Below are 22,704 nucleotides of genomic sequence, written 5' to 3' on the forward strand. Positions count from 1 at the left end.
TAAAAAAAAATTTGTGAAAATTTGTGTAATTCGTGGCAAATAAATCTACACAAAGACATTAAAAAAATCCCTTTAATCTGTGTAATCTGTGGCAAGAAATACTCTTCTAAAAACTAATCGCCAGCGAAGTCGTTACAAACGTATTCGTATCCGTTGGAAGATTGTCTTTATTTGTGAAGATTTCGTCTTTACTTGAAAGATTTCTGGCTTCAATTCTAAACATAACATTATCAGTAACTAAGTAATCAAAGTTAGCTGAAAATCCATAAGTTTTAAAACCATTTGGCGTTTCAGTTGCGATAATTACACCTTTTTCATCACTGTAATATTCTCCTCTTACTGCAAGCTGAATTTTATCAACTAGTTTGTATTGCAGAATCAAAACTGGCGAAAACCAAGTGTCGTATTTGTTACTATTTTTAGCCGATTGCTGAGATCCAACATCAAAACCAGCTGTTACGTTTGTTTTCTCTGTTACTTTAAATTGTCCGTAAAAATTATTAAAATAACGCCATTTTTTGTCAATATCCGGCTGTTCATTTCCTACATAAGTACTCCAGTTTAAAACCACTTTATCAGACGGTTTGTATGTAACCTGAGTTCCAAAAGCAGGCGTTTGGTTTCCTTCAACTTTCTCAATTCTCTGCCAGCCGTTTAAATACATTCCTGCCAAATACCATTTTCCAGATTCAGACGTATAACCAATTTTAACTCCCGTTTCATAATAAGGAGAATTCTCAGCCAGAATACTTCTCGTTAAAGTCTGACAGTCTTTTCCAATCGCACTTTCAAAACCAATATGCGACGGCATGATTCCGGCATCAATCCATAAATTATGTTTTTTTGAAATCTTTACACCAACATTCGCCTCGTAAACATTTTTTAATAAACCTTGTTCGGCAGCCATATTATATTCGGCATAAGTTCCCGCCATTAAGGCAAAATTCCCTCGAATATTTTCTTTCGAATAATTCACTTTTGCCATACCTAAATTCAGGTTTACCTCGTTACTTTTATTATAACTGTAAAAAAATTCCGGGCGCGTATGATCTTCCGGTTTTGCAAAATCATAACTATAATAAGCGTCTAAATATCCTGAAAACGTAAACGGACTTTTTGATTCTTCTTGTGCATGTAAATTGCTAAAACCAAAAGCGATTAAAGCAGTAAGTATTATTTTTTTCATTTTTGTGGTATTCAATTATTTATTAAGTAGATTTTTTAGGAGCTAATCCCGCTATCCGTTTCAATCTTTTGTACCGAACCCCGGTACAAAAGGATTTCCACTACTATCGGGGCTAGGGCATTTGGGGTAAAAAGGCGTTTTTGTTTCCTACAAGGTTTTTAAAACCTTGTAGGTATTTAATTTTAAGTTCACGTTCTGTTTGTCATTCCGAGGAACGAGAACACGAGCGATAGCGAACTGGCGAAGCAATCTGCGCAAGAAACTCCGTATAGAAATTCGCCAATCTTTGTCGAGCTACTCGTGGAGATTCCTCGTTCCTCGGAATGACAAGAATTACTGAATATCCGTTGTCAAACCCGACAGGTTTATAAAGCGTATTATTTCAACTGATCAAGCGCAACATTCAATTCCAAAACATTCACAGTTTCAGGACCAACAACAGCCGTATTAATTTTAGATGAAACCAAAGCTTTAACTTTAGTTTCATCCAGCTTTCTTTCTTTAGCAATACGTTTTACCTGAATCAGCGCCCCTTGCGGAGAAATATTAGGATCTAAACCACTTCCTGAAGCCGTAACCATATCTGAGGGAATATCAGATTTTTTCAAGTACGGATGAACCAATAAAAGCGTATCAATTCTTTTTTGAACCAAAGCCAAATAATCGGCATTGCTTGGGCCTTTGTTGCTTCCGGCACTTCCGGCAGCATTATAATCAACAGCCGAAGGTCTTCCCCAGAAATAATTTGACTTATCGAACTTTTGACCAATTTTTTGATAACCAACAACTTTTCCGTTAACCGAAATAGTTTCTCCTTTTCCTTGATTTGAAGCGAATTGTGCGATTCCATAAATCGCTAAAGGATAAATAACCGCAAACAAAATCAAAGTAAATACGGTAAGTTTTAATAGTGAAAATAGATTTTTCATTTCTTTTGAGATTCTAAGACTCTAAGATGCTAAGGTTCTAAGTTTTTTCTTAAAAGCTTATAGTTTAAAGTCTATGTTTTTAATTGAGTTTTTGTGATCCTGACAGGTTTTTAAAACCTGTCAGGTTTGATTTTTACATAAAAAGAGCTACTAGCAAATCAATTACTTTAATTCCGATAAAAGGAACAATTAGACCACCTAAACCATAAATCAACAGGTTTCTTTTAAGGATGGCACTAGCTCCAATTGGTCGATAATCAACACCTTTCAGCGCAAGCGGAATCAAAATTGGAATGATAATCGCGTTGAAAATTACAGCTGATAAAATCGCGCTTTCCGGACTGTGCAAATGCATGATGTTTAAACCCTGAAGCGCAGGAATCGCAGTAATAAAAAGAGCAGGAACAATAGCAAAATATTTCGCAACGTCATTTGCAATAGAAAAAGTAGTTAAAGTACCTCGAGTCATTAAAAGCTGTTTTCCAATTTCAACAATCTCAATTAGTTTTGTTGGGTCATTGTCAAGATCGACCATGTTTCCGGCTTCTTTTGCCGCTTGAGTTCCGCTGTTCATGGCAACTCCAACATTCGCCTGAGCAAGGGCAGGAGCATCATTTGTTCCGTCACCCATCATGGCAACCAATCTTCCTTCGGCTTGTTCTTTTCTAATGTAATTCATTTTATCCTCAGGTTTCGCTTCGGCAATGAAATCATCAACACCGGCAGCTTCGGCAATAAATTTTGCTGTAAGCGGATTATCACCCGTAACCATTACCGTTTTGATTCCCATTCGGCGTAAACGCTCAAAACGTTCTTTCATTCCGGTTTTGATAATATCCTGAAGTTCGATAACACCTTGAACTTCATTGTTTTTAATCACAACCAATGGAGTTCCTCCGTTCGATGAAATTGTGATAACTTGTTGAGCAGTATCTTCTGGAAAAGAATTTCCTGCCTGTTGCGCAATATTTTTTGCAGCATCCTGAGCACCTTTTCTAATATTAGTTCCGTCTTTTAATACTACTCCAGAAGTTCTGGTTTCGGCAGTAAATTTTATAGTGTGTGAAATGTTATCTGTAAAATGTGAAATGTCTTCCTGCATTTTACCGTTTAAATTGATCGTTTTGCTCAACTCAATAATACTTTTTCCTTCCGGAGTATCATCTGCAAGCGAACTTAATACGGCAGATTTAATAAAATCATCTAAAGAGATTCCTTTTGTTGGATAAAAATTAGTTGCTTTTCTGTTTCCAATGGTGATGGTTCCTGTTTTATCCAAAAGTAAAACATCAATATCCCCAGCAGTTTCAACCGCTTTACCCGATTTTGTAATTACGTTAGCACGCAACGCTCTGTCCATTCCCGCAATACCAATCGCAGAAAGTAAACCTCCAATTGTAGTTGGAATTAAACAAACAAACAAAGCAATGAAAGCCGCGATCGTGATGGGTGCGTTGGCATAGTCAGCAAACGGTTTTAGCGTAACGCACACAATCACGAAAATTAAAGTAAATGCGGCTAATAAAATGGTTAAGGCGATTTCGTTTGGTGTTTTCTGACGGCTTGCACCTTCAACTAAAGCAATCATTTTATCTAAAAAGCTTTCGCCAGGTTCAGAAGTTACTTTTACTTTAATTTTATCAGATAATACTTTTGTCCCTCCGGTAACCGAAGATTTATCTCCACCAGCTTCCCGAATTACAGGAGCACTTTCTCCAGTGATAGCACTTTCGTCGATTGTAGCCAGACCTTCGATAATTTCACCATCGGCAGCAATTAAATCACCAGCTTCGCAAACGAAAATATCGTCTTTTTTCAATGCCGAAGAACTAATGTTTTTAATTTCTCCGTTTGGCATAATTTGTCTTGCAGGAGTTTCTTCACGTGTTTTTCGTAAACTGTCGGCTTGTGCTTTTCCTCTTGCTTCGGCAATTGCTTCGGCGAAATTGGCAAATAAAAGTGTTGCCAGTAAAATTAAAAACACAATTAAATTATAAGTAAAACTACCTTGGTCAGTTGCTCCCATTAAAATGGAAATACAAACGGCAAACATAATGGCAGTTCCAATTTCTACGGTAAACATTACCGGATTTTTGATCATCATTTTTGGGTTCAGCTTGACAAAAGACTGCACTAAGGCTTCTTTTACCTGTTTACTTTCAAACAATGATGTGGATTTATTAGTTGTCATTTTCTTGTAAAAAGTTAAATGTTATTTGTTAAATGTTATGCGCTAAAAACACATAGATTATAGAACATAGCCAGCGGTTTTAACCGTTGGGACGCAACGTATATCACAATCTTTGTCCCTGCAATTCGTTTCCCGTGGTTGAAACCACGGGCTATATTGAAATGCGAATGGTAAAATCGTTATTCGAACTATGTGTGAAAACGAGTTTTCTTTTTATTCTTTTTTATAGATTTAAATTCTATATTTCTATGTGTTTAAAATATCCAGCATTTTTATTTTAAAGTAAAGAATTCTGCCAATGGACCTAAAGCCAACGCTGGAAAGAATGATAAAGCTGCGATAATTGCGATTACGGCAAAAGTCATGATTCCGAAAATTGAGGTATCTGTTTTTAAAGTTCCTGCACTCTCTGGAATGTATTTTTTACCTGCCAGTAAACCTGCAATTGCCAATGGCCCAATGATTGGAATAAAACGGCTTAACAGTAAAACAATTCCTGTAGTGATATTCCAGAATGGATTATTATCTCCCAATCCTTCAAAACCAGAACCGTTATTGGCAGCACTAGAAGTGTATTCGTATAACATTTCTGAGAATCCGTGGTTGCCGGGATTGTTTAACCAGCCTGTCGCGTTTCCGTTAAACCAATAACCCATTGCAGTATCATGCGCAGCAAAATAAGAAGCTAAAGCAGTTCCGGCTAATATTAATAAAGGATGAAGAATGGCGATAAAAGCAGCAATTTTTACTTCCCGCGCTTCGATTTTCTTTCCTAAAAATTCAGGAGTTCGACCAACCATTAATCCAGAGATAAATACAGCCAGAATAATGAAAATATAGTAGTTTAAAATACCCACACCACATCCGCCGTAAAAGGCATTCACCATCATAGATAATAGCTGCATAGTACCAGACATTGGCATTGAACTATCGTGCATACTGTTTACAGAACCTGTAGAAATTACCGTTGTGGCAATACTCCAGAAACCTGACATTGCAGGACCAAACCGAACTTCTTTTCCTTCCATCGCTCCGGTTGCTTGTGCAATACCCATTTTTTCGATAGCAGGATTTCCGTTGATTTCACTTATAACTGTTGGAACAACCAGAAGTAAAAATCCAACCGTCATTACACCAAATATGATATTTGATAATTTTCTTTTGTTGAGGTAAAATCCAAGTGCAAAAATCATCGCAAACGGAATAATCATCTGTGCCCAAAGTTCAACTTGGTTAGTCAAATAAGTCGGATTTTCTAATGGATGCGCTGAATTCGCTCCAAAAAATCCACCTCCATTTGTACCTATATGTTTAATAGCAATAAAGGCAGCAGCGGGTCCGCGAGAGACTTCTACATGATCACCTTGAAGCGTTGTAATAGCATCTTTTCCTTCAAAAGTCATAGGAGTACCGCTGAAAACTAATGCGATAGCTACAATTGCTGAAAGCGGCAATAAAATACGAGTACAGCTTTTGATGAAATAATTGTAAAAATTACCCAATTGTTCTGTCGTTCTTTCCTTCATTGCCGTAAAAATCATAGCAGCAGCAGCCATTCCGATACCAGCAGAAACAAATTGAAGGAACATCAAGACGATTTGCGAAAGGTAAGAAACCCCGCTTTCGCCTGAATAATGCTGTAAGTTACAATTGACTAAAAATGAAATAGCAGTATTAAATGCTAAATCAGGCGTCATCGATGGATTGTTATCTGGATTAAGAGGTAAAGAACCTTGAAACAATAAAACAAAAAAGCAAAGAAAGAACCAAACCATATTAATACTTAAAAGTGCTTTTAAGTGTTGTTTCCAGTTCATTTCTTCAGTGGAATTGATACCGCTGATTTTAAAAATAAATTTTTCAATTGGATTGAAAATCGGGTCAAGAAGTGTTTTGTCTCCCAAATAAACTTTAGCAATATATTTTCCTAAAGGAATTGCTAAAACAATGGTTAGGATAAAAATACCAATGACGCCTAATAATTCTGTGTTCATATATTTAATATTAGATTGTTGATTTTAGATTTCTTTGAGACAATCTTAAATTCTAAAAATTCATATTTTAAAATTTTTCGGGTTTGATTAGTACATAAACCAAATACACGAAAACGGCGATTGAAATAATAAATAGTGCAGTCATGATTTAGATTTTTTCAAAAAATTCAACAGAGAGAAAACAAATTACAAACAGCACAACGGCCAGTCCGAGTAAGAGAAAAGTGATCATAAGATTTATTTTAGATTTTAGATTTTAGATTGTTTTGGAGCGATTAAACGATTAAACAGTTAACCAATTAAACGCCAGAGGCATTAACCTGTTTGATATATTCAGCTTTAAGCGTTTGAGGAAATAGATGTGAAATATTGCAGTGACGCACTTCCATAAAAGAAGAAACCGAAAAAACATACACATTAGAAATGGCATTTTTAGTTTCGATGCTTCCGGTTATAAATAGACGTTCAGCAAGTGCCAAGCATTTTTTTGCTCGAACGATGTTTCCAGAAATAATAGATTTTTTGGTTATCTCAGCAAACCGTTCGGCTTGTTTGTAGATTGAGGTTACTTGATTTTTCATTTGGAATGAATTTTTAATGTTCTCCCTCCTTATGCCAAAATATGTTCCGAAAAAGTCAAGTTATAGCTAAAGTGCTGTCAATAAAAGGAATGCAGTTGTGTGCCAAAAGTCAGGCATAAAAAAAGCCTATCAAAATGATAAGCTTTTATTGAAATGATAAGGTTGTTTTGATTATTACCGATTCCTGCAAGGTTTTCAAAATCTTGTAGGTATTATATTTAAGTGTAAAGTTCGAATTATTTAAAATCTAAACCTACAAGATTTTGAAAACCTTGCAGGATCACGGCTGTATATTATATTCTTCCAGCTTTCTATACAAAGTCGCAATTCCAATTTCTAATAATCGTGCCGTTTCAGCTTTATTCCCTTTCGTATAATTTAAAACCTTTTGAATATGAAGTTTCTCAACACTCTGCATAGAAAAAGCCGACATTGATTTTGTGCTTTTCTCCGCTTGATGCTGCATTTCATAAGGTAAAACATCCGAAGTTAAAGTATCGCCATTACTCAAAATAACCGATCGTTCGATAATATTTTTAAGTTCGCGGATGTTTCCCGGCCAGGAATAATTTTCTAATTTCTGCAGAAAATCATCTGAGATATGTAATGTTTTTTTATTCGTTTTTTCAGAAAACTGTTTCACGAAATGATGCGTCAAAACTCCAATATCTTTGATTCTTTCTCGTAAAGAAGGTAATTTTATTTCGAAGATATTCAAACGGAAATATAAATCAGAACGAAAACGATGTTCATCACTTTCTGTTTTTAAATCTCGGTTTGTAGCTGCAATTAATCTAAAGTTTGATTTTTTTGGAGTGGTGTCACCAACCGGGATATATTCGGAAGTTTCTAAAACACGTAATAATTTAGCCTGAAGATCAATTGGCATTTCACCAATTTCATCCAGAAATAAAGTACCGCCATTGGCTTCTTCAATAAAACCTTTTTTATCTTTTACAGCTCCCGTAAAAGCGCCTTGTTTGTGACCGAAAAGTTCACTTTCTAAAATTTCTTTTGTAAAAGTACTGCAGTTTAGTGCAACAAATGATTTCCCGACGCGATTACTATTTTCATGAATAGCCTGTGCAAAAACTTCTTTTCCTGTTCCGGTTTCTCCTGTCAATAAAACAGTCGAATCGGTTTTGGCTACTTTTTGTGCAAGATCAATAACCTGTTCAATTCCTTTAGATTTTCCGACAATAGTACTAAATGAATATTTATCGTTGATACGTTTTTCAAGTTGTTGCACTTTTTTTTGCAAATGCACTTTTTCAACGGCTTTATAAAGAAGCGGAATAATTTTATCATTATCATCGCCTTTTACAATATAATCGAAAGCACCGTTTTTCATTGCCTGAACGCCATCCGGAATATTTCCAAAAGCAGTTAAAAGAATAACTTCTATGAGAGGAAAACTTCCTTTTATATTTTGAAGAAAATCAACGCCATTTCCATCAGGAAGTTTCACATCACATAAAACAACATCAATATCAGTTTGTTCCAGTTTCTTAAAACCTGATTTTAAATCTTTGGCTTCGATAACTTCAAATCCTTCTGATTTTATAATACGCGCCAGCAGACTTCTCAGTTTTTCTTCGTCGTCTATAATTAAAATTTTGTGTGTCATTTGCAGATAAGCTAAAACCAAGTAGGTATTTTGATGTACAAATGTAGGTTTTAAATCATTTTCCTTTTTTGATTCAGAGGAAATTCTTGTGAAAATTCAATTTTCAAAATGGTTCCGTTATTATTTTCCATTGTCAATTTTCCGTCAAGATCATCCGTTAAACCTTTTATCAGGCTCATTCCAAATGAGTTCGCTTTTGTATTGTTGAGGTTCAAATCAAAACCAATTCCGTTATCAGAAATAGTCAAGAGATATTCATTTTCGGCTATAGTTTCGAGCGTAATGTAAATCATTCCGGTTCGATCTTCGGGAAAAGCGTATTTGATGGAATTCGTAATCGCTTCATTCAAAATTAATCCAAGCGGAACGGCGTGTGCAACATCTAATTCCAGCGGATCGATTTTTACTTCAAAGCGAATTCTCTGCCCAAGCGAAAAAGAATCTCGTAAATATTCGACCAATTCCTTAATATAATTTGGCATATTGATTGTCGAAATATTCTCGGAATTGTATAATTTCTGATGAATCAAAGACATCGAATGAATCCTGTGCTGGCTGTTTTTTATCGCCGACAATGCCATATCATTTTCTAAATAAGCAGACTGCGAATTCAACAGACTAATTACAGTTTGAAGATTGTTTTTTACACGATGATGAATTTCTTTCAACAGCCATTCTTTCTCATCCAGTAAATGTTTAAGATTAATATTTTTCTGGTTGATTTCTTTCTCTTTGATTTCAAGTTTAGCATGATTTCGTTGTTTTAATCGGTATCGGTTAAATAATAATGCAATTACAAGCAATAACAATATTAAACTCCATATAGAGACACTATTTAAAAGTTTTGATTTTTGCAATTCACTTTTTTGCAATTTATCCTGATTATTTAAAAGTTTAATTTTTTGTTCCTTATTAGCCGTTTCATATTGAATTTTAAGTTCGTCAATTTGTTTGTTTTTATCCACTCCATGAGTTGAATCCATTATTTTTTTGTAATCTTTAAAACGTTCCAGAGCACCTTTAAAATTACCATTGATCGAGTCTGTTTTATACAATAAAAGCTGAAGTGCGTGCGAATTGTATTTGTCATTGGTTTTTAAAAGTACAGCAGCTTTATCATAATAAAATTTAGCTTCTCGAGGCTTATTTATTTTGATATAAAAAAGAGCTATTATAATATATTCGTGAACAACTTCTCTAAAAGTTTCCGGACCATTTAACTGCTGTGCATAATAAGCCGTTTCTTTAAAGTATTTTTCAGCTTTAACAAAATCCTTTATTTCGTCATAAGAATTGGCTTTAACATACGCAACAGACATTTTATCAAAAGTACTTTTAGGAGGATGCTTTTCTGTCATTGAATTAATATAAACAATCGCTTCTTTAGTTTTTCCTTTTAAAGATAAAGCCGCTACAGCGCTGTAAAAACTTTTGTACCAAGTACCGGTATCAATAGTATGCTGGCCTATTTCGATACTCTTTTTATACAATTCTAAGGCTTCTTCGTGATGACCATAATGATTGTATACATCTCCCAAACGCATATAAAAAATGTCACCAAAAGTATAATCCTTTTCGGCATCCATTCGTTTTACACTTTTTAGGGCATAATATAATGCGTTTGGTATATTGTGCATTGCCAGTTCAATATAAACAATTGTAGTTTCTGCAAATTGCTGATGTGTAAAACCAATTTTTCGTAAATCAGCTAAATTTTGATACAATCTTTTTTTAGCTTCATTTACTTTATTTGTCCAAAAATAGATTGTCGTGATTTTGGTGTAATTCTCTATTCTCTTTTCTTCTAAACCTAAAGAAGCATAAAGTGAAACAGCTTCTTGCAGTATTTTTTCTTTTTCGGGATCAAGATTGAATAAAAGAGTTCCGTAAGCATCTAAAGCTTCGGCAAGACCTAATTTGTCATTTTGTTTTCGGCATTCGTCTATAACCTGCAAAAATATTTTTTTGCCTTCCGGCTGATTATTAGCCTGATAATAATATTTGCCTAATAACAATAAACTTTGATGCTGTAATCTTTTTATTTTACTTTGATTACTTGCCAAAACTGCTTTATCAATATAAAGTTTTGCGTTTTGTAAATCCTGCGGTTTTGTTCCCGGTTTAAAAAGATAAAAACTCCCTAATTGAAGTAATAATTTAATTTGGTCTTCACCTTTTGATTTAGCCAAAAGCTTTAGTACAGAAGTGATGTTTCCTTTATCTATGAACTCACTTCCAATTAATTTTGTATCATCACTAAAACCTTCAGTATAACTTAATGAAACAGGCAATTTGTAAGCTTTGCAAGCAACAACTACAGCACTATCAACATCTATTGCACCTTGATTGGCATTAAATAAATAGGTAGAACAGCTTTGTATTAATAATCTCTTTTTAGCAAGATCATATTTAGCTACAGCAGGGGCTATTTGTGCAAATAATGAATTGGTAATTAAGAAAATCAAATAGAAAGTAAGCGGTCGTTTCATAATTTCTTAAAAATTAGTTTTTTGGATTGGTTTTAGTAAACAAATATAGAAATAAAGGAGTGTGGTTTTTTTGAAAAATATCAAGAAAATTCACATTAAATGTGATTTTTTTAATTTAATTTTTCCAAAACACTGAAATTACTGGCGATATTTAACTAATTTTATGCCAGTGAATTATAAAATTATAATATAAATAATACTACATTTATGGGAACCTTGTCTGATAAAAGCACCCAATCTGACGAAACCGACTTTAAAAAAGAAATATTAATTGTTGAAGATCAATTTATTGAAGCACATGATTTGCAGTTAATTCTGGAAAAAGCAAATTATAATGTTATAGGAATTGTGCGTTCTGTCGATCAGGCTTTGGATGTAATTCAGACCCAAAAACCAGATTTGGTATTTTTGGATATTATGCTCAAAGGAGATAAAAACGGAATTTATCTGGCACATATTTTAAAGGAAAAAAATATCGGTTTTATCTTTATTTCGGCAAATTCAAGCAAGAGAATCCTGGATCAGGCTAAAACTACACAGCCATACGGATTTATTGTAAAACCTTTTAGAGAACAAGATATTCTAACAACGCTCGAAATCGCGTTTTACAGACAAAAATACAGTCTCGAATCGCAGTTAATGCAGCAACTGGAATTGAAAAATGAGATTACAGAATTAATCAATTCAAATCTAAAACTCGAAGAAGCTTTATTGGCTTTTGCTAAAATCATTCAGACTTTTATTTGCTTTGATTATTTAGAAGCTGGATTTGTAAATGCAGAACAATATTCGAACCTCGGAATCATCCGAAAAAATATCGATCAGTACCAAATCATAAGCGTACAAAAGTTTTCTCAAATTGCCGATATATCCATAAAAGAGTTAAACGAAACCTACGTAAAATCTCAAATAGACATAAAACCAATTATTTACAGTGAAGAATCACTGATTAATAATTTTCAGGCCGCGCCGATAAAAGGAATTATTTCGCATAATTTCGGAATCAAATCATATTTGGTTTTTCCGCTTTCAATTGCAGTTTCGCAGCGTTTTTGTTTTACGTTTTACAGCCGTAATTTTAATGTTTATTCCGATGAAAATCTGAAACTGTTATCCAATCTTGAAAATACATTTTCACAATTTATTTCCCGTTTTTATTCGCCTGCAGCAACAATTTTAGAAACAAAAGAAATTCCGCAGAAAAAAGAAAAAACCGAAAATACAAAATCTGGTTTTGAAGGAATAATTGGCAACAGTTCACAAATGATAACGGTTTTTAATTACATTAAAAAAGTAGCACCATCAGATACTTCCGTTTTAATATTAGGTGAAAGCGGAACTGGAAAAGAAAAAATTGCCAAAAGCATTCACGATTTATCGCCAAGAAAAGACAAACCATTAATTATTATAAACTGTGGTGCCATTCCTGAAAACCTTGCAGAATCGTTACTTTTCGGACATGAAAAAGGAGCTTTTACAGGAGCTTTAGAAAAACGAATAGGAAAATTTGAATTAGCAAACGGCGGAACAATTTTTCTGGATGAAATAGGAGAGATGCCTTTAGAACTTCAGGTAAAATTACTGCGTGTTTTACAAGAACGTGAAATAGAACGTGAAATAGAACGTGTTGGGGGACTTATGCCAATAAAAATTGATGTCCGCATAATTGCAGCAACGAATAAAAATCTGGAAGAAGAAGTCGCTGCCGGACGTTTTAGAATGGATCTATATTATCGTTTACACGTTTTTCCAATTCTAGTTCCATCATTAAAAAAACGAAAAGAAGATATTCCCGAATTAGCAGATCATTTTATAAAAATATACAGCGAAAGAATGAATCGAAAAGTGCCAATGCTTTCTGATAATGCCTTACAGCAAATAACAAATTACGATTGGCCGGGAAATATTAGAGAACTCGAACATCTTATCCAGCGTACATTATTATTGACAGAAGGAAATACAATTAAAGCAATTGAATTTTCGCCTTCATCAAAAATGCACGCACAGCAAAATACCGATTCCTTTTCAATTAAAACCATTTTAGAAAATGAACGGGATTACATTTTATATATCCTTAAAAAATGTAACGGAAAGATTTCTGGTGCTGGCGGTGCTGCCGAAATTTTAGACATTCATCCTTCAACCTTAAATTCAAAAATTAAGAAATTAGAAATTAAGCGAGAAATAAGTTAATCTACCGTATAAAAAACTTAACACATAGAAACATAGTTTTTCTTTATCTATAAAAAGAAAATTAAAAGAAACCAGTTTCTAACACATAGCTATGTTTGTTAATGCAAGTGAAACGCCTTTTTCAAACCAGTAAAACCTATGTTTCTATGTGTTTAAATTAATTAACTTAAGTAACCTTTTCAATCCATCTTGTAACACTTTCTGCAACTTCCTGCCATTCGGGATGAAGTATGACAAAATGATTTTTGTTTTTGAAGTCTTTATAACAAGTTATTGAATGTAGATTTCTATGTTTTCTAAAATTCCAATGAACCAATTTTGGTGAAATAATTTGGTCTTCAGAACAAGAAATAAAAAAGAGCGGAACATGTTTTTTTCTGAAATTGATTTTAGCATTTTTTGAAAATAAATTCCACAAAGCTTTTTTAGATTCAGGAATAATGAATTTGTCATATTCTGCTTTTTGTTCTTGAATTGATGTAATATTGAAGAATATATTTTTCCAATTTTCGAATGATAAGATGAAAGTTTTTTTAGAAGAAAAAATGTCGCACGAAAAATCCAAAATGATTTTATAAAAGGATAATTTTAAAGATGTAAAGCCTTTGGGCGGAAAGGAATTGATACAAATTCCAGCTTCCGCTAAATTTTTCTGAACCAGCAATTGTACTAAAAGTCCGCCGTAAGAATGTCCCACTAAAATAGGTTTCTCAGGAAGTTTTTCAATAACTTCGGTATAATAGCACAAAAGATCAAATAAACGGATCGATCCAATTTTTACACACGGATTTTGTTTCCTTAAATTTTCAGCCGAATCATTTTTATGAAGCCAGGGCGGAGCTACAACTTTGTATCCTTTATTTTCAAAAAAAGCAATCCATTTTTCCCAATAAAAATGGCTCACAAAAGCTCCCGAAATAAACACAATTGTTTTTGTATTAGATAGATACATAGCAGGATTTTTTAGTTGTATTTTAAAATACAATCTACATGCCTTTTTACGAAGTATTGATTATAAAGGATTTCCTGTGATATTGAATTAGGGAGAACTATTATATTTCGTTAAATATGTTTAATGTGTTGAAATATCAACTTTTGATGTAATAAAATTTAGACGCTGATTTTACGGATTCACTTCGTGAAAACGCGGATAAAACGGATTTTTTATTTCTGGTTTATTATTTTAAAAATCAAATCTGTGTCAATCAGCGTTTTCACGAAGTGAATCCATTTTATCCGCGTTCAATTATTACACTCAACAATTATCAATTTATTTTAAAGTATATGTATCTTTAGAATCTCTAATTCTAACTTTAAAATGAAAATACCACATTCCCGAATAAAATCCTTTTTATTCACTTTCGTTCTCCTAATTAATTCGATTTCTTTTTGTTTTGCAAATGATTTTAATACCAAAATAGATTCTTCAAAAGCTAAAACCATTTCCTTTAAAATCAAATTAAAATCAGACAATAAAGTCAATATAAAACCAGCTCCTTTAAAATTCAACAAACATTTCGCGTACAGTTTTACGCTTGACGATGGATATCGATCCGCTTATTTAACAGCTTTTCCGTTATTAAACGGAGGAAAAATAAGCAGCCCAGATAAAAACGAATGGAAAATCGATCAGGGCGGAGACGGAACAATTTCAAAAGGTCTTTTTTATTCAGACGGATTCGGGAATAAAATTCCGTTTAAATTGGCTTTGGCAGTAAATGGCGGCGCAATTCGTTATTTACCGGCAAATCGCGGACATCTTTCGTGGTCGGAAATTAAAGAAATGTACAATGCTGGTTGGGACATTTTGAATCACGGTTTTCACCACGCAACAAAACACGGCACAAATTATTTGACAGAAGTAACCGAAAACACCACTTCAATAAAGCAGAATCTTGATTTTACTATGTCTCATTTTGTGGTTCCGGGCGGAGAAGGTGATGAGAAATATTATTTGGAATATGAAAAAGAGGCACTTAATAACGGACATTTTTCTGTAGCATCTTATTATGGTGTTGGACCCGTTTTTAATGTCGATTCAAAAGTAAATCTAGATAAAATGATTACGGGCAGAACTTTTGTGCAGAGTTCAAAAGACACGACTAGTTTTAAAACGATGGATCGTTATTTAAAAACTATAGATTCAATTGTAAAACAACCTAATACAATTTGGTTTAACGAATTTACACACGGAACAGGAAATACAAATTTGTGGAATCTAAGCATGCGTTTTCCTGATTTTAAATACTATATGACAACGCTTGCCAATAAATACGGCACAAAAGGAAACGATTCGATCTGGATGGCGCCGTGGCAGGAAGTTTACGAATACATTTGGTTAAGAGACAGAATCAAAGTCGATTACAAACAAAAAAATAAAGAAATAGAAGTTAAAATTGAACTGCCTGAAATTCCAGAAACTTTTAGAAATAAAGATATTTCTTTAGCAGTTGATGCATCTTCAAAATTTGAAATCAAATCAAACAAAGATTTAAAAATTAAAGACGATGGAAAAACAACTCACAAGCAGATTTTAATTCAGCTGAAGTAAAAGTTTTTTGCCACAGATTAAAAAGATTATTTGGATTATTTACTTTGAGGATAAACTTTAGCGTAAGCAAAAAATCATTTTAATCCTTTTAATCTGTGGCAAAAAAATAATTAGTGAAAATTCGTGGAATTGCTTCGCCTGTTCGCTATCGCTCGGGTCGTGGCAAAAAAACTAATCAATTTCCTTCTCGTTATCCTTTATAAAAGTATCAATATTCATTAAATACGGATCAATAACAATACGTTGAGGTTTCGTTTTGAGCTGAATTTTTCCATCAATTTTATTGTTTTTTATGGCAAAAGGATAACGAAATAATTTCCCGTTTTCATCGTAAATTCCAATATCTATTGTTGCGTCGTTTGCAACTAGTTTTCGTTCTCCCGATGCATTTTCCTTATACTTTTTAGAAATCGCTTTAAAAGAAACCTCATAAAAACCATTTCGTTTAATACTTGAAACCGATTCTATTTTTGAAGAATATGTGATAATCTGCTTAAACATTTCATCTAATTTAGAATACAGTTTTTGATCTGTTACAGCATAAATTTCATTTAATAAACTTTCAGAATCTGGAAACGGATTTGGATATTTATAATGATTCAGAAAATTTTTCAAAGCCAGATTTACTTTTTCTTCACCAATTAAAACCCGAAGCTGATGCATCACCAGCATTCCTTTGTCATAAGGTAAATGCGGTGTGTCGTAATTCGTTTTATACAAAGGCGTTTCAGGATCATAACTTCGGCTGCTCAGATATAAATCCAGATGAATTTTTAAAGTTTCTAGTGCTTTTTCCAAACCATGCTCTTTTTCATAAAGCATCAGTTCAGTGTATTGCGCCAAAGTTTCGGTCAAAATCCAGCTTCCTTCTTTTTGTTCCGGACTTATCTGCGAATTTCCCCACCATTCATGTGACAATTCATGAGCCGTTAACTGATTAATTACATCTTCCTTATCCTTGTTGTTGAGGTTGCTGTAAAACCCAAAATTCTCTTTCATAAAAACCGTCGACGGATATGAAGTCGCAGCAAATCCATCGGCGAAAGCAGAAACTTCGGCATAACGAATCGTTTTGTATGGATATTTTCCAAAGTTATTCTGGCAATAATCTAAAGTATTTTTTACATCCTGAATTAGTTTTTTGATGTTTCTGGAATGTCTTTTATCGTAAAAAACTTCAATAGAAACGCCTTTATAATTCGTTTTTTGGATTTCATATTCCGCAGAAGAAAAAGCGAATCGAAACGGAATCTTGTCATTAGATTTATAATGAAAATAATTACGGTTGTCTTTTTTCCAATTCCCAATTAAATTTCCAACACCAATTGCCGTTTGATTTTTAGAAGTCGAAACCACAGCATCATAATCAACAAAATCATATCTAATTTGCGATTTGTCTTCTAGTTTTTTAAGTGGCGTCTGCGGTTTCAAATGCCTTTTTGCTCGTTCTTTTTTACTGCTGATTTCATTCGATTCCTGATAACCAAAAAGCGGAAAATAACGGCTTATTCGCATAAACGAACCATTTTCGATAATAGAATTAAAGGCAGTATGTCCTTTAAATGGCGACCACGAAGACTCAAAAGAAAAACTCATTTTCATTTTATGTTTAGGCTGTAAAGGTTTTTCCAATCGATACCAATAGTGATGAAATGCCGAAACATCATCTAGTTTTTTCGAATTCAGAATTTTAATAGAAGTCAGTTTTGAATTTCGATCTATATATAGGAGTAAACTATCAATAGGTTTTTCAGTATTATTGATCAATTCATAAGTGCCTTTTACTTCATAACGATTTTCCTCAGGAAATAAATCAACTTTACTTTCTACAGAAACAATCGTGGGCTGCGCAAGATTTGTATATTTTTTGAATTGCTTTTCATATTGCTCGCTCCAATTATTCTGATCTTCTTCGGTTAAATACGGATATTCGATATTCGTTTTATAAAAAAGATAACTTCCAAAACCAATAAAAAGGATAATTCCCAATGCAAAAGTTACTTTCTGAATATCATTAAATGAATTTCTTCGGAAGGTTTTTACAATTGAAGCGTTTCTTTTCCACAACATTCCAGTCAAAGTAAGAAGCAGTAAAGCCAATCCGAAATTGTACAACATCGAAATATGAAACGGGAAAGTGTATTTTCCGAAACCATTCAAATCAAAATACTCTCTTTTAAAAGCATCTCCAAATCGCAGTAAAGGATGCGAAATTCCCAATTGTTCTCCAATTCCCGTACAAAACAAAATACAGACAAAAGTAGCAACCGAAAGTCCGATATATTTATTTTTAATAAAAGTCTGAATCGCAATTACCAAAATCGAGATCAACAACAACGGAAATCCCAGATAATAAAACAAAGAAAGATAAAGACCAATTTCGATTGGAGCATTTGCATTCATAATCTGAAAACCGCATCCAATTAAAATACTAATGCTGATTATGATTAGTGGGATAATAAAAAGTGCCGTTAGTTTTGATAGTAAAACTATAAATTGAGAATACGGTGCTGTATTTTCCAGCATTTCAAATCTCGAATTTTCGCTTCGGTTTAATAATTCACTGCTGTAAAAAAGCAGAATTAAAATCAGAATAAAAGGAAGGCGATCCATTATGGTGGAAATCATCAAAGCAGTATCCGTAATTTTTTCAGCTAATCGAATTCCGCCGTCAATTTCATCCGAAATTTCGATTGCCAATAATCCCGAAAATAAAAGAACAATCACTAAAAACGGAATTCCTTTTAGAACTAAAAAAATATCCAGTTTGATATTGCTTTTAAAAACAGCAAAATTATGCCTGAAAGTTTTAAACTCGATGCGTTTTAGAATTTCCGAAGAAAAGATTTTTACTTCTTTTAAAATAATTTTTGACGTTTTTATCTTTTTAGTTTTTGTTTTTCGGAAGGAAAACAAGCGATACGAAATAAAAAGCAAAAACAGTGAAACCAAAATCCACAATAATCGGTTGAATAAAAAGTTCCCCGAAAGCGAAACCAATTCGGTATTTTTTTCAATTGAAGTCCAATATCTTGTTTGTTCTAAAAAAGCAGCCAAACCAAACGGGTCTATTTTTGCAGCCAAAGACATGGCTTTCGCCGAAGATGGAGAAGCATTTGCAAATATTGGCGAATTAGAAAAAATCGAACCCGCGATATATAAGATATAAATTAATAAACCGCCAACATAAATAAAAAGTTTACTTCTCGTAAGCCAGGCCAAAGCCGTCAATATAGAAAGACAAAGAAAAATATTAGGAATCACAATTACAAAATACGGCCAGAGATAATTTATAATTTCAAAAGGACCAATCTCGCTTTTAGAAAGCCACGACATTTGATGTCCAACGATCATTCCAAGGATAAACATTCCAAAAGAAACTACGGCGATTATAAATGCCGTAATAAATTTTGGAGCCAAATAATAAAACTTAGAAATAGGAGAAGAGAAAATTATCGAATCGAATTTCGTTTCATATTCCTTTAAAAAACTTTGTGCCACCTGAAGTGTAATCGAAAATATCGTCATCAGCGAAATCAGGCCAATTGCATACGTAAGCACATACGGACTATTTTTGTAAGCGCCCGAAAAAGAAAAATTCGCAAAAGCACTCACAAAAAATCCTAAAACCAAATAAATGATAAATGTGGCATAAAAAGTCCAGCTTCTGGTATTGTTATGCCATTCAAATTGAATTAATTTAGAAAGCATAACACTAATTTTTAAGTTGATTTTGAGCCAAAACACTAAAATAAACATCGCTTAAATCTGGCGATATCAATTCGAACCCAGAATCTGGCCTTTCATCTGAAAAAACATGAATATCGATTTTCCCTGAATTTAAGTTGGACGAAATGATATTAAAGTTCGATTGATGCTCTTTCAGTTTTGCTTTCTGAATGGCTTTCATCCAGATTTTATCTTTCAAAGAATCGATCGCTTCGTTTGGTTTTCCTTCCAAAATCAATTTTCCGTTAGAGATAATCGCCATTTTGGGGCATAAATCACGAACGTCTTCTACAATATGAGTCGATAAAACCACGATAATGCTTTCGCCAATTTCGCTCAATAAATTATTAAATCGGTTTCTTTCCTCCGGATCAAGTCCTGCAGTAGGTTCATCCACAATAATTATCTTCGGATTTCCAAGTAAAGCCTGAGCAATTCCAAAGCGCTGACGCATACCGCCGGAAAAAGAATGAACCGCTTTGTCTTTATGCTGGAGTAAATTGGTCTGCTGCAACAAATACAAAATTTGATCGTGTCGTTCCTTTTTATCGATAATTCCTTTTAAAACTGCCAGATGATCGAGCAGGCGATAAGCAGAAATTTTAGGATAAACGCCAAATTCCTGTGGAAGATAACCCAGATTTTGCCTGATGAACATTGGATTTTCCAGAATATTAATTCCGTTAAATTCAATACTTCCAGAAGTAGGTTCCTGCAAAGCGGCAATAGTTCGCATTAAAGTCGATTTTCCGGCGCCGTTTGGGCCGAGTAAACCAAACATTCCGTTTGTAATTTCAAGCGATAAATCGTCAATCGCTTTTGTGCCGTTCTCATACGTTTTGCTGAGATTTTTGATTGATAAACTGTTCATTTTTTGATTGATTTAGATGATTGAATTAAACTATGATTTGAAAAATTTAGGCAATAGAATGCCTGTCGGCTTCAAAAACCGATTTATTAAGAGTGAATAAGATTTAAAAGAAAGCTATTCTGCCACGTATTCTAAAATATCGCCAGGCTGGCAATCCAATATTTTACAAATAGCTTCGAGAGTATCAAACCGAATTCCTTTTGCTTTTCCAGTTTTCAGGATCGATAAATTGGCAGGCGTAATATCTAGTTTTTCTGCCAACTCTTTACTCTGCATCTTACGTTTAGCAAGCATTACATCAACATTTACAATTATTGGCATAGTTATATAAATAAGTCTTGTTCGTTCTGAAGGTTTAAACCTTGTTTGAATATGGCTGCTAAAAAGTAAGCGAAAACACCCAGCATTCCGTGCAATAGAATAAAAAGCGAAACTTCATTATCCAGCGGAACAAAAAAGAAAGCCACAAATATTACAATACCCGGAATTAATAAATTTGATAAATAGAAACGCCTTAAATGAGAAATTCCGTTTGCAGTAAATAATTTAGGCTGAAAAAATACTTTAAAAACATTACTGCTCAATAAAAAGAAAAGCCCATACAAACTCAGTGGAGCCAAAAAATCAAAAAGAATATAAGGCATATTGTAATCGCCAATCATTAAAGGATGAGAAGTAAAAGGATAACAAACCTGAAAATACTTTCCGCTGCCCTTAAATGTCAAAAATAATCCTGTAATTAATGTAAAAACAGAATATCCGGCCAAAAAGAAATAAACCACAGACAAAAATCGGGTAAAGTAAAATAATATTTTGGATACAATATGAGTTGTCTTCATATATAGAAAAGTTAGATTGATATTGCAAATGTATAATTAATTATCGTAAAACAATAATTAATTATTAAAAATTATATTTTTGAAGCGTTTCAGAAATATTATAAATCTATTAACATTAGAAAACAAAAGGCATCCGTATAAATGAGTTAATTTTGTAGACTAGCATTTTTTTATATGAAAAACCCAATTTCAGTCTCATTATTAGACCTCGCTATCATCACTCAGGATAGCAATGCCACAGAAACATTTCAAAAAACAAAAGATATAGCGCAATTAGCAGACAATTTAGGATACAAGCGATTTTGGCTTGCAGAACATCACAATATGGCACACGTTGCAAGTACAGCAACAGTAGTTTTAATTGGTTATGTGGCAAGTCAGACCAAAAATATCCGAGTAGGTTCTGGTGGTATCATGTTGCCGAATCATTCTCCTTTAGTAGTTGCAGAACAATTTGGAACACTCGAAACACTTTATCCAAACCGAATTGATTTAGGTTTAGGAAGAGCACCCGGAACAGATCAGCCAACCGCCGAAGCAATTCGAAAAGACTTTTTTGAGCAGGCACAGCGTTTCCCGCAAAACGTAAGTAAGCTTCAAGAGTATTTTTCAAGCGAAAATGCGACAGGAAAGGTTCGAGCTTTCCCAGCTGAAGGACTAAAAGTTCCTATCTGGATTTTAGGATCAAGCATGGACAGTGCGGCTTTAGCAGCAGCTTACGGATTGCCTTATGCTTTTGCCGGACACTTTGCGCCAAAACTGATGATTCAGGCATTTGAATTTTACCGCGAAAATTTCCAGCCTTCAGAATATTTAGACAAACCAAAAACAATGGCCTGTCTGAATATAATCGCAGCAGATACAAACGAAGAAGCAGAATTATTGTCTACAAGTTTGTATCAAATGTTTCTGAACTTAATTAGAAACGATCGTAAAGGTTTACAGCCGCCAGTTCCGTCACTAGATGATATTATGAATGAAGCAGAACGTTTCCATGTCAATCAAATGGCAGCCGGAACTTTCACAGGAAACAAAGAACAATTAATAGCCGATTTGAAAAAGTTCATCAACTACGCAAGAATCGACGAACTAATGGTAACAAGTCCAATCTTCGATCATCAGGCAAAACTAAAAAGCATTCAAATCACAAAAGAAGCAATTGATAGCCTAAATGAAAGTATACTTATATAAGTATATATAAGAGTAGTTTCATTCTCATAACCCGACAGGTTTAAAAAACCTGTCGGGTTTGTTGTTTATATATATAAGTACAAAATTATAACTACGTCCCAATTTTCCGTAGAGACGCACAGCAGTGCGTCTATGTCCTATATAAAATGCAGTTTATCTATACAGGAAATTCAGATACTATAATATATAGTAAATGTCATGCTGAGCGAAGTCGAAGTCCTTTTATACAATATAATAAGGAGCTTAATCCCGCTATCCGTTTCAATCTTTTATTTTGAACCCCAAAATAAAAGGATTTCCACTTCTATCGGGGCTAGGGCATGAGTTTGCAGA

At 33.6% G+C, this 22,704-nt stretch carries 16 protein-coding genes; 3 read left to right on the forward strand and 13 right to left on the reverse strand.

Features of this window, described 5'->3' with window-relative positions; all coding sequences use genetic code 11:
* Positions 1–106: 106 nt before the first annotated feature.
* The 8 genes from NLJ00_RS10745 to NLJ00_RS10780 form a co-directional block, all read right to left on the reverse strand.
* A complete protein-coding gene (locus tag NLJ00_RS10745; protein ID WP_256637161.1) occupies positions 107–1,186 on the reverse strand; it encodes a porin in 1,080 nt (359 codons plus the stop codon).
* 377 nt (positions 1,187–1,563) lie between these two features.
* Positions 1,564–2,115, reverse strand: a complete 552-nt coding sequence (locus NLJ00_RS10750) for a K(+)-transporting ATPase subunit C (RefSeq protein WP_256637162.1) — start codon at positions 2,113–2,115, stop codon at positions 1,564–1,566.
* 133 nt (positions 2,116–2,248) lie between these two features.
* Positions 2,249–4,306, reverse strand: coding sequence for a potassium-transporting ATPase subunit KdpB (gene kdpB, locus NLJ00_RS10755; RefSeq protein ID WP_256637163.1), 2,058 nt, complete (start codon positions 4,304–4,306; stop codon positions 2,249–2,251).
* Positions 4,307–4,578: 272 nt separating this feature from the next.
* Positions 4,579–6,300, reverse strand: a complete 1,722-nt coding sequence (kdpA, locus tag NLJ00_RS10760) for a potassium-transporting ATPase subunit KdpA (protein WP_256637164.1) — start codon at positions 6,298–6,300, stop codon at positions 4,579–4,581.
* A gap of 67 nt (positions 6,301–6,367) precedes the next feature.
* Positions 6,368–6,445 (reverse strand): K(+)-transporting ATPase subunit F, encoded by a 78-nt coding sequence (kdpF, locus tag NLJ00_RS10765; RefSeq protein ID WP_081909388.1) that lies wholly within the window; start codon positions 6,443–6,445, stop codon positions 6,368–6,370.
* A gap of 154 nt (positions 6,446–6,599) precedes the next feature.
* Positions 6,600–6,881 carry a DUF7674 family protein gene (locus tag NLJ00_RS10770; RefSeq protein WP_026730398.1) on the reverse strand — a complete coding sequence of 94 codons (282 nt, stop codon included), beginning with the start codon at positions 6,879–6,881 and terminating at the stop codon, positions 6,600–6,602.
* Positions 6,882–7,161: 280 nt separating this feature from the next.
* A complete protein-coding gene (locus NLJ00_RS10775; RefSeq protein WP_256637165.1) occupies positions 7,162–8,508 on the reverse strand; it encodes a sigma-54-dependent transcriptional regulator in 1,347 nt (448 codons plus the stop codon).
* Between the two features lie 50 nt (positions 8,509–8,558).
* Positions 8,559–10,997 (reverse strand): sensor histidine kinase, encoded by a 2,439-nt coding sequence (locus NLJ00_RS10780; protein ID WP_256637166.1) that lies wholly within the window; start codon positions 10,995–10,997, stop codon positions 8,559–8,561.
* Positions 10,998–11,204: 207 nt separating this feature from the next.
* Here NLJ00_RS10780 and NLJ00_RS10785 point away from each other — a divergent pair, with 207 nt between their 5' ends.
* Entirely contained in the window at positions 11,205–13,190 is a 1,986-nt protein-coding gene (locus NLJ00_RS10785; protein WP_256637167.1) for a sigma 54-interacting response regulator, read from the forward strand.
* Between the two features lie 166 nt (positions 13,191–13,356).
* On the opposite strand, the gene NLJ00_RS10790 is transcribed toward NLJ00_RS10785, so the two are convergent.
* Positions 13,357–14,142: an alpha/beta fold hydrolase gene (locus NLJ00_RS10790; RefSeq protein ID WP_256637168.1), complete on the reverse strand. Its 786-nt coding sequence runs from the start codon at positions 14,140–14,142 to the stop codon at positions 13,357–13,359.
* A gap of 366 nt (positions 14,143–14,508) precedes the next feature.
* Here NLJ00_RS10790 and NLJ00_RS10795 point away from each other — a divergent pair, with 366 nt between their 5' ends.
* A complete protein-coding gene (locus tag NLJ00_RS10795) occupies positions 14,509–15,741 on the forward strand; it encodes a polysaccharide deacetylase family protein (protein ID WP_256637169.1) in 1,233 nt (410 codons plus the stop codon).
* A gap of 171 nt (positions 15,742–15,912) precedes the next feature.
* Here the strand turns inward: NLJ00_RS10795 and NLJ00_RS10800 are convergent, their stop codons facing one another.
* The 4 genes from NLJ00_RS10800 to NLJ00_RS10815 form a co-directional block, all read right to left on the reverse strand.
* Positions 15,913–19,452 carry an ABC transporter permease/M1 family aminopeptidase gene (locus NLJ00_RS10800; RefSeq protein ID WP_256637170.1) on the reverse strand — a complete coding sequence of 1,180 codons (3,540 nt, stop codon included), beginning with the start codon at positions 19,450–19,452 and terminating at the stop codon, positions 15,913–15,915.
* 4 nt (positions 19,453–19,456) lie between these two features.
* Positions 19,457–20,341 carry an ABC transporter ATP-binding protein gene (locus tag NLJ00_RS10805; RefSeq protein ID WP_256637171.1) on the reverse strand — a complete coding sequence of 295 codons (885 nt, stop codon included), beginning with the start codon at positions 20,339–20,341 and terminating at the stop codon, positions 19,457–19,459.
* Positions 20,342–20,455: 114 nt separating this feature from the next.
* Entirely contained in the window at positions 20,456–20,662 is a 207-nt protein-coding gene (locus tag NLJ00_RS10810) for a helix-turn-helix domain-containing protein (protein WP_012024053.1), read from the reverse strand.
* Positions 20,663–20,664: 2 nt separating this feature from the next.
* Positions 20,665–21,180, reverse strand: a complete 516-nt coding sequence (locus NLJ00_RS10815; protein ID WP_256637172.1) for a DUF2975 domain-containing protein — start codon at positions 21,178–21,180, stop codon at positions 20,665–20,667.
* A gap of 174 nt (positions 21,181–21,354) precedes the next feature.
* Between NLJ00_RS10815 and NLJ00_RS10820 the strand changes: the two genes are divergently transcribed.
* On the forward strand, positions 21,355–22,371 hold the full coding sequence (locus NLJ00_RS10820) for an LLM class flavin-dependent oxidoreductase (protein WP_256637173.1): 1,017 nt from the start codon (positions 21,355–21,357) through the stop codon (positions 22,369–22,371).
* Positions 22,372–22,704 lie beyond the last annotated feature (333 nt).

This window comes from Flavobacterium panici, assembly GCF_024499525.1.
In the GTDB taxonomy this organism is placed as follows: Bacteria; Bacteroidota; Bacteroidia; order Flavobacteriales; family Flavobacteriaceae; genus Flavobacterium; species Flavobacterium panici.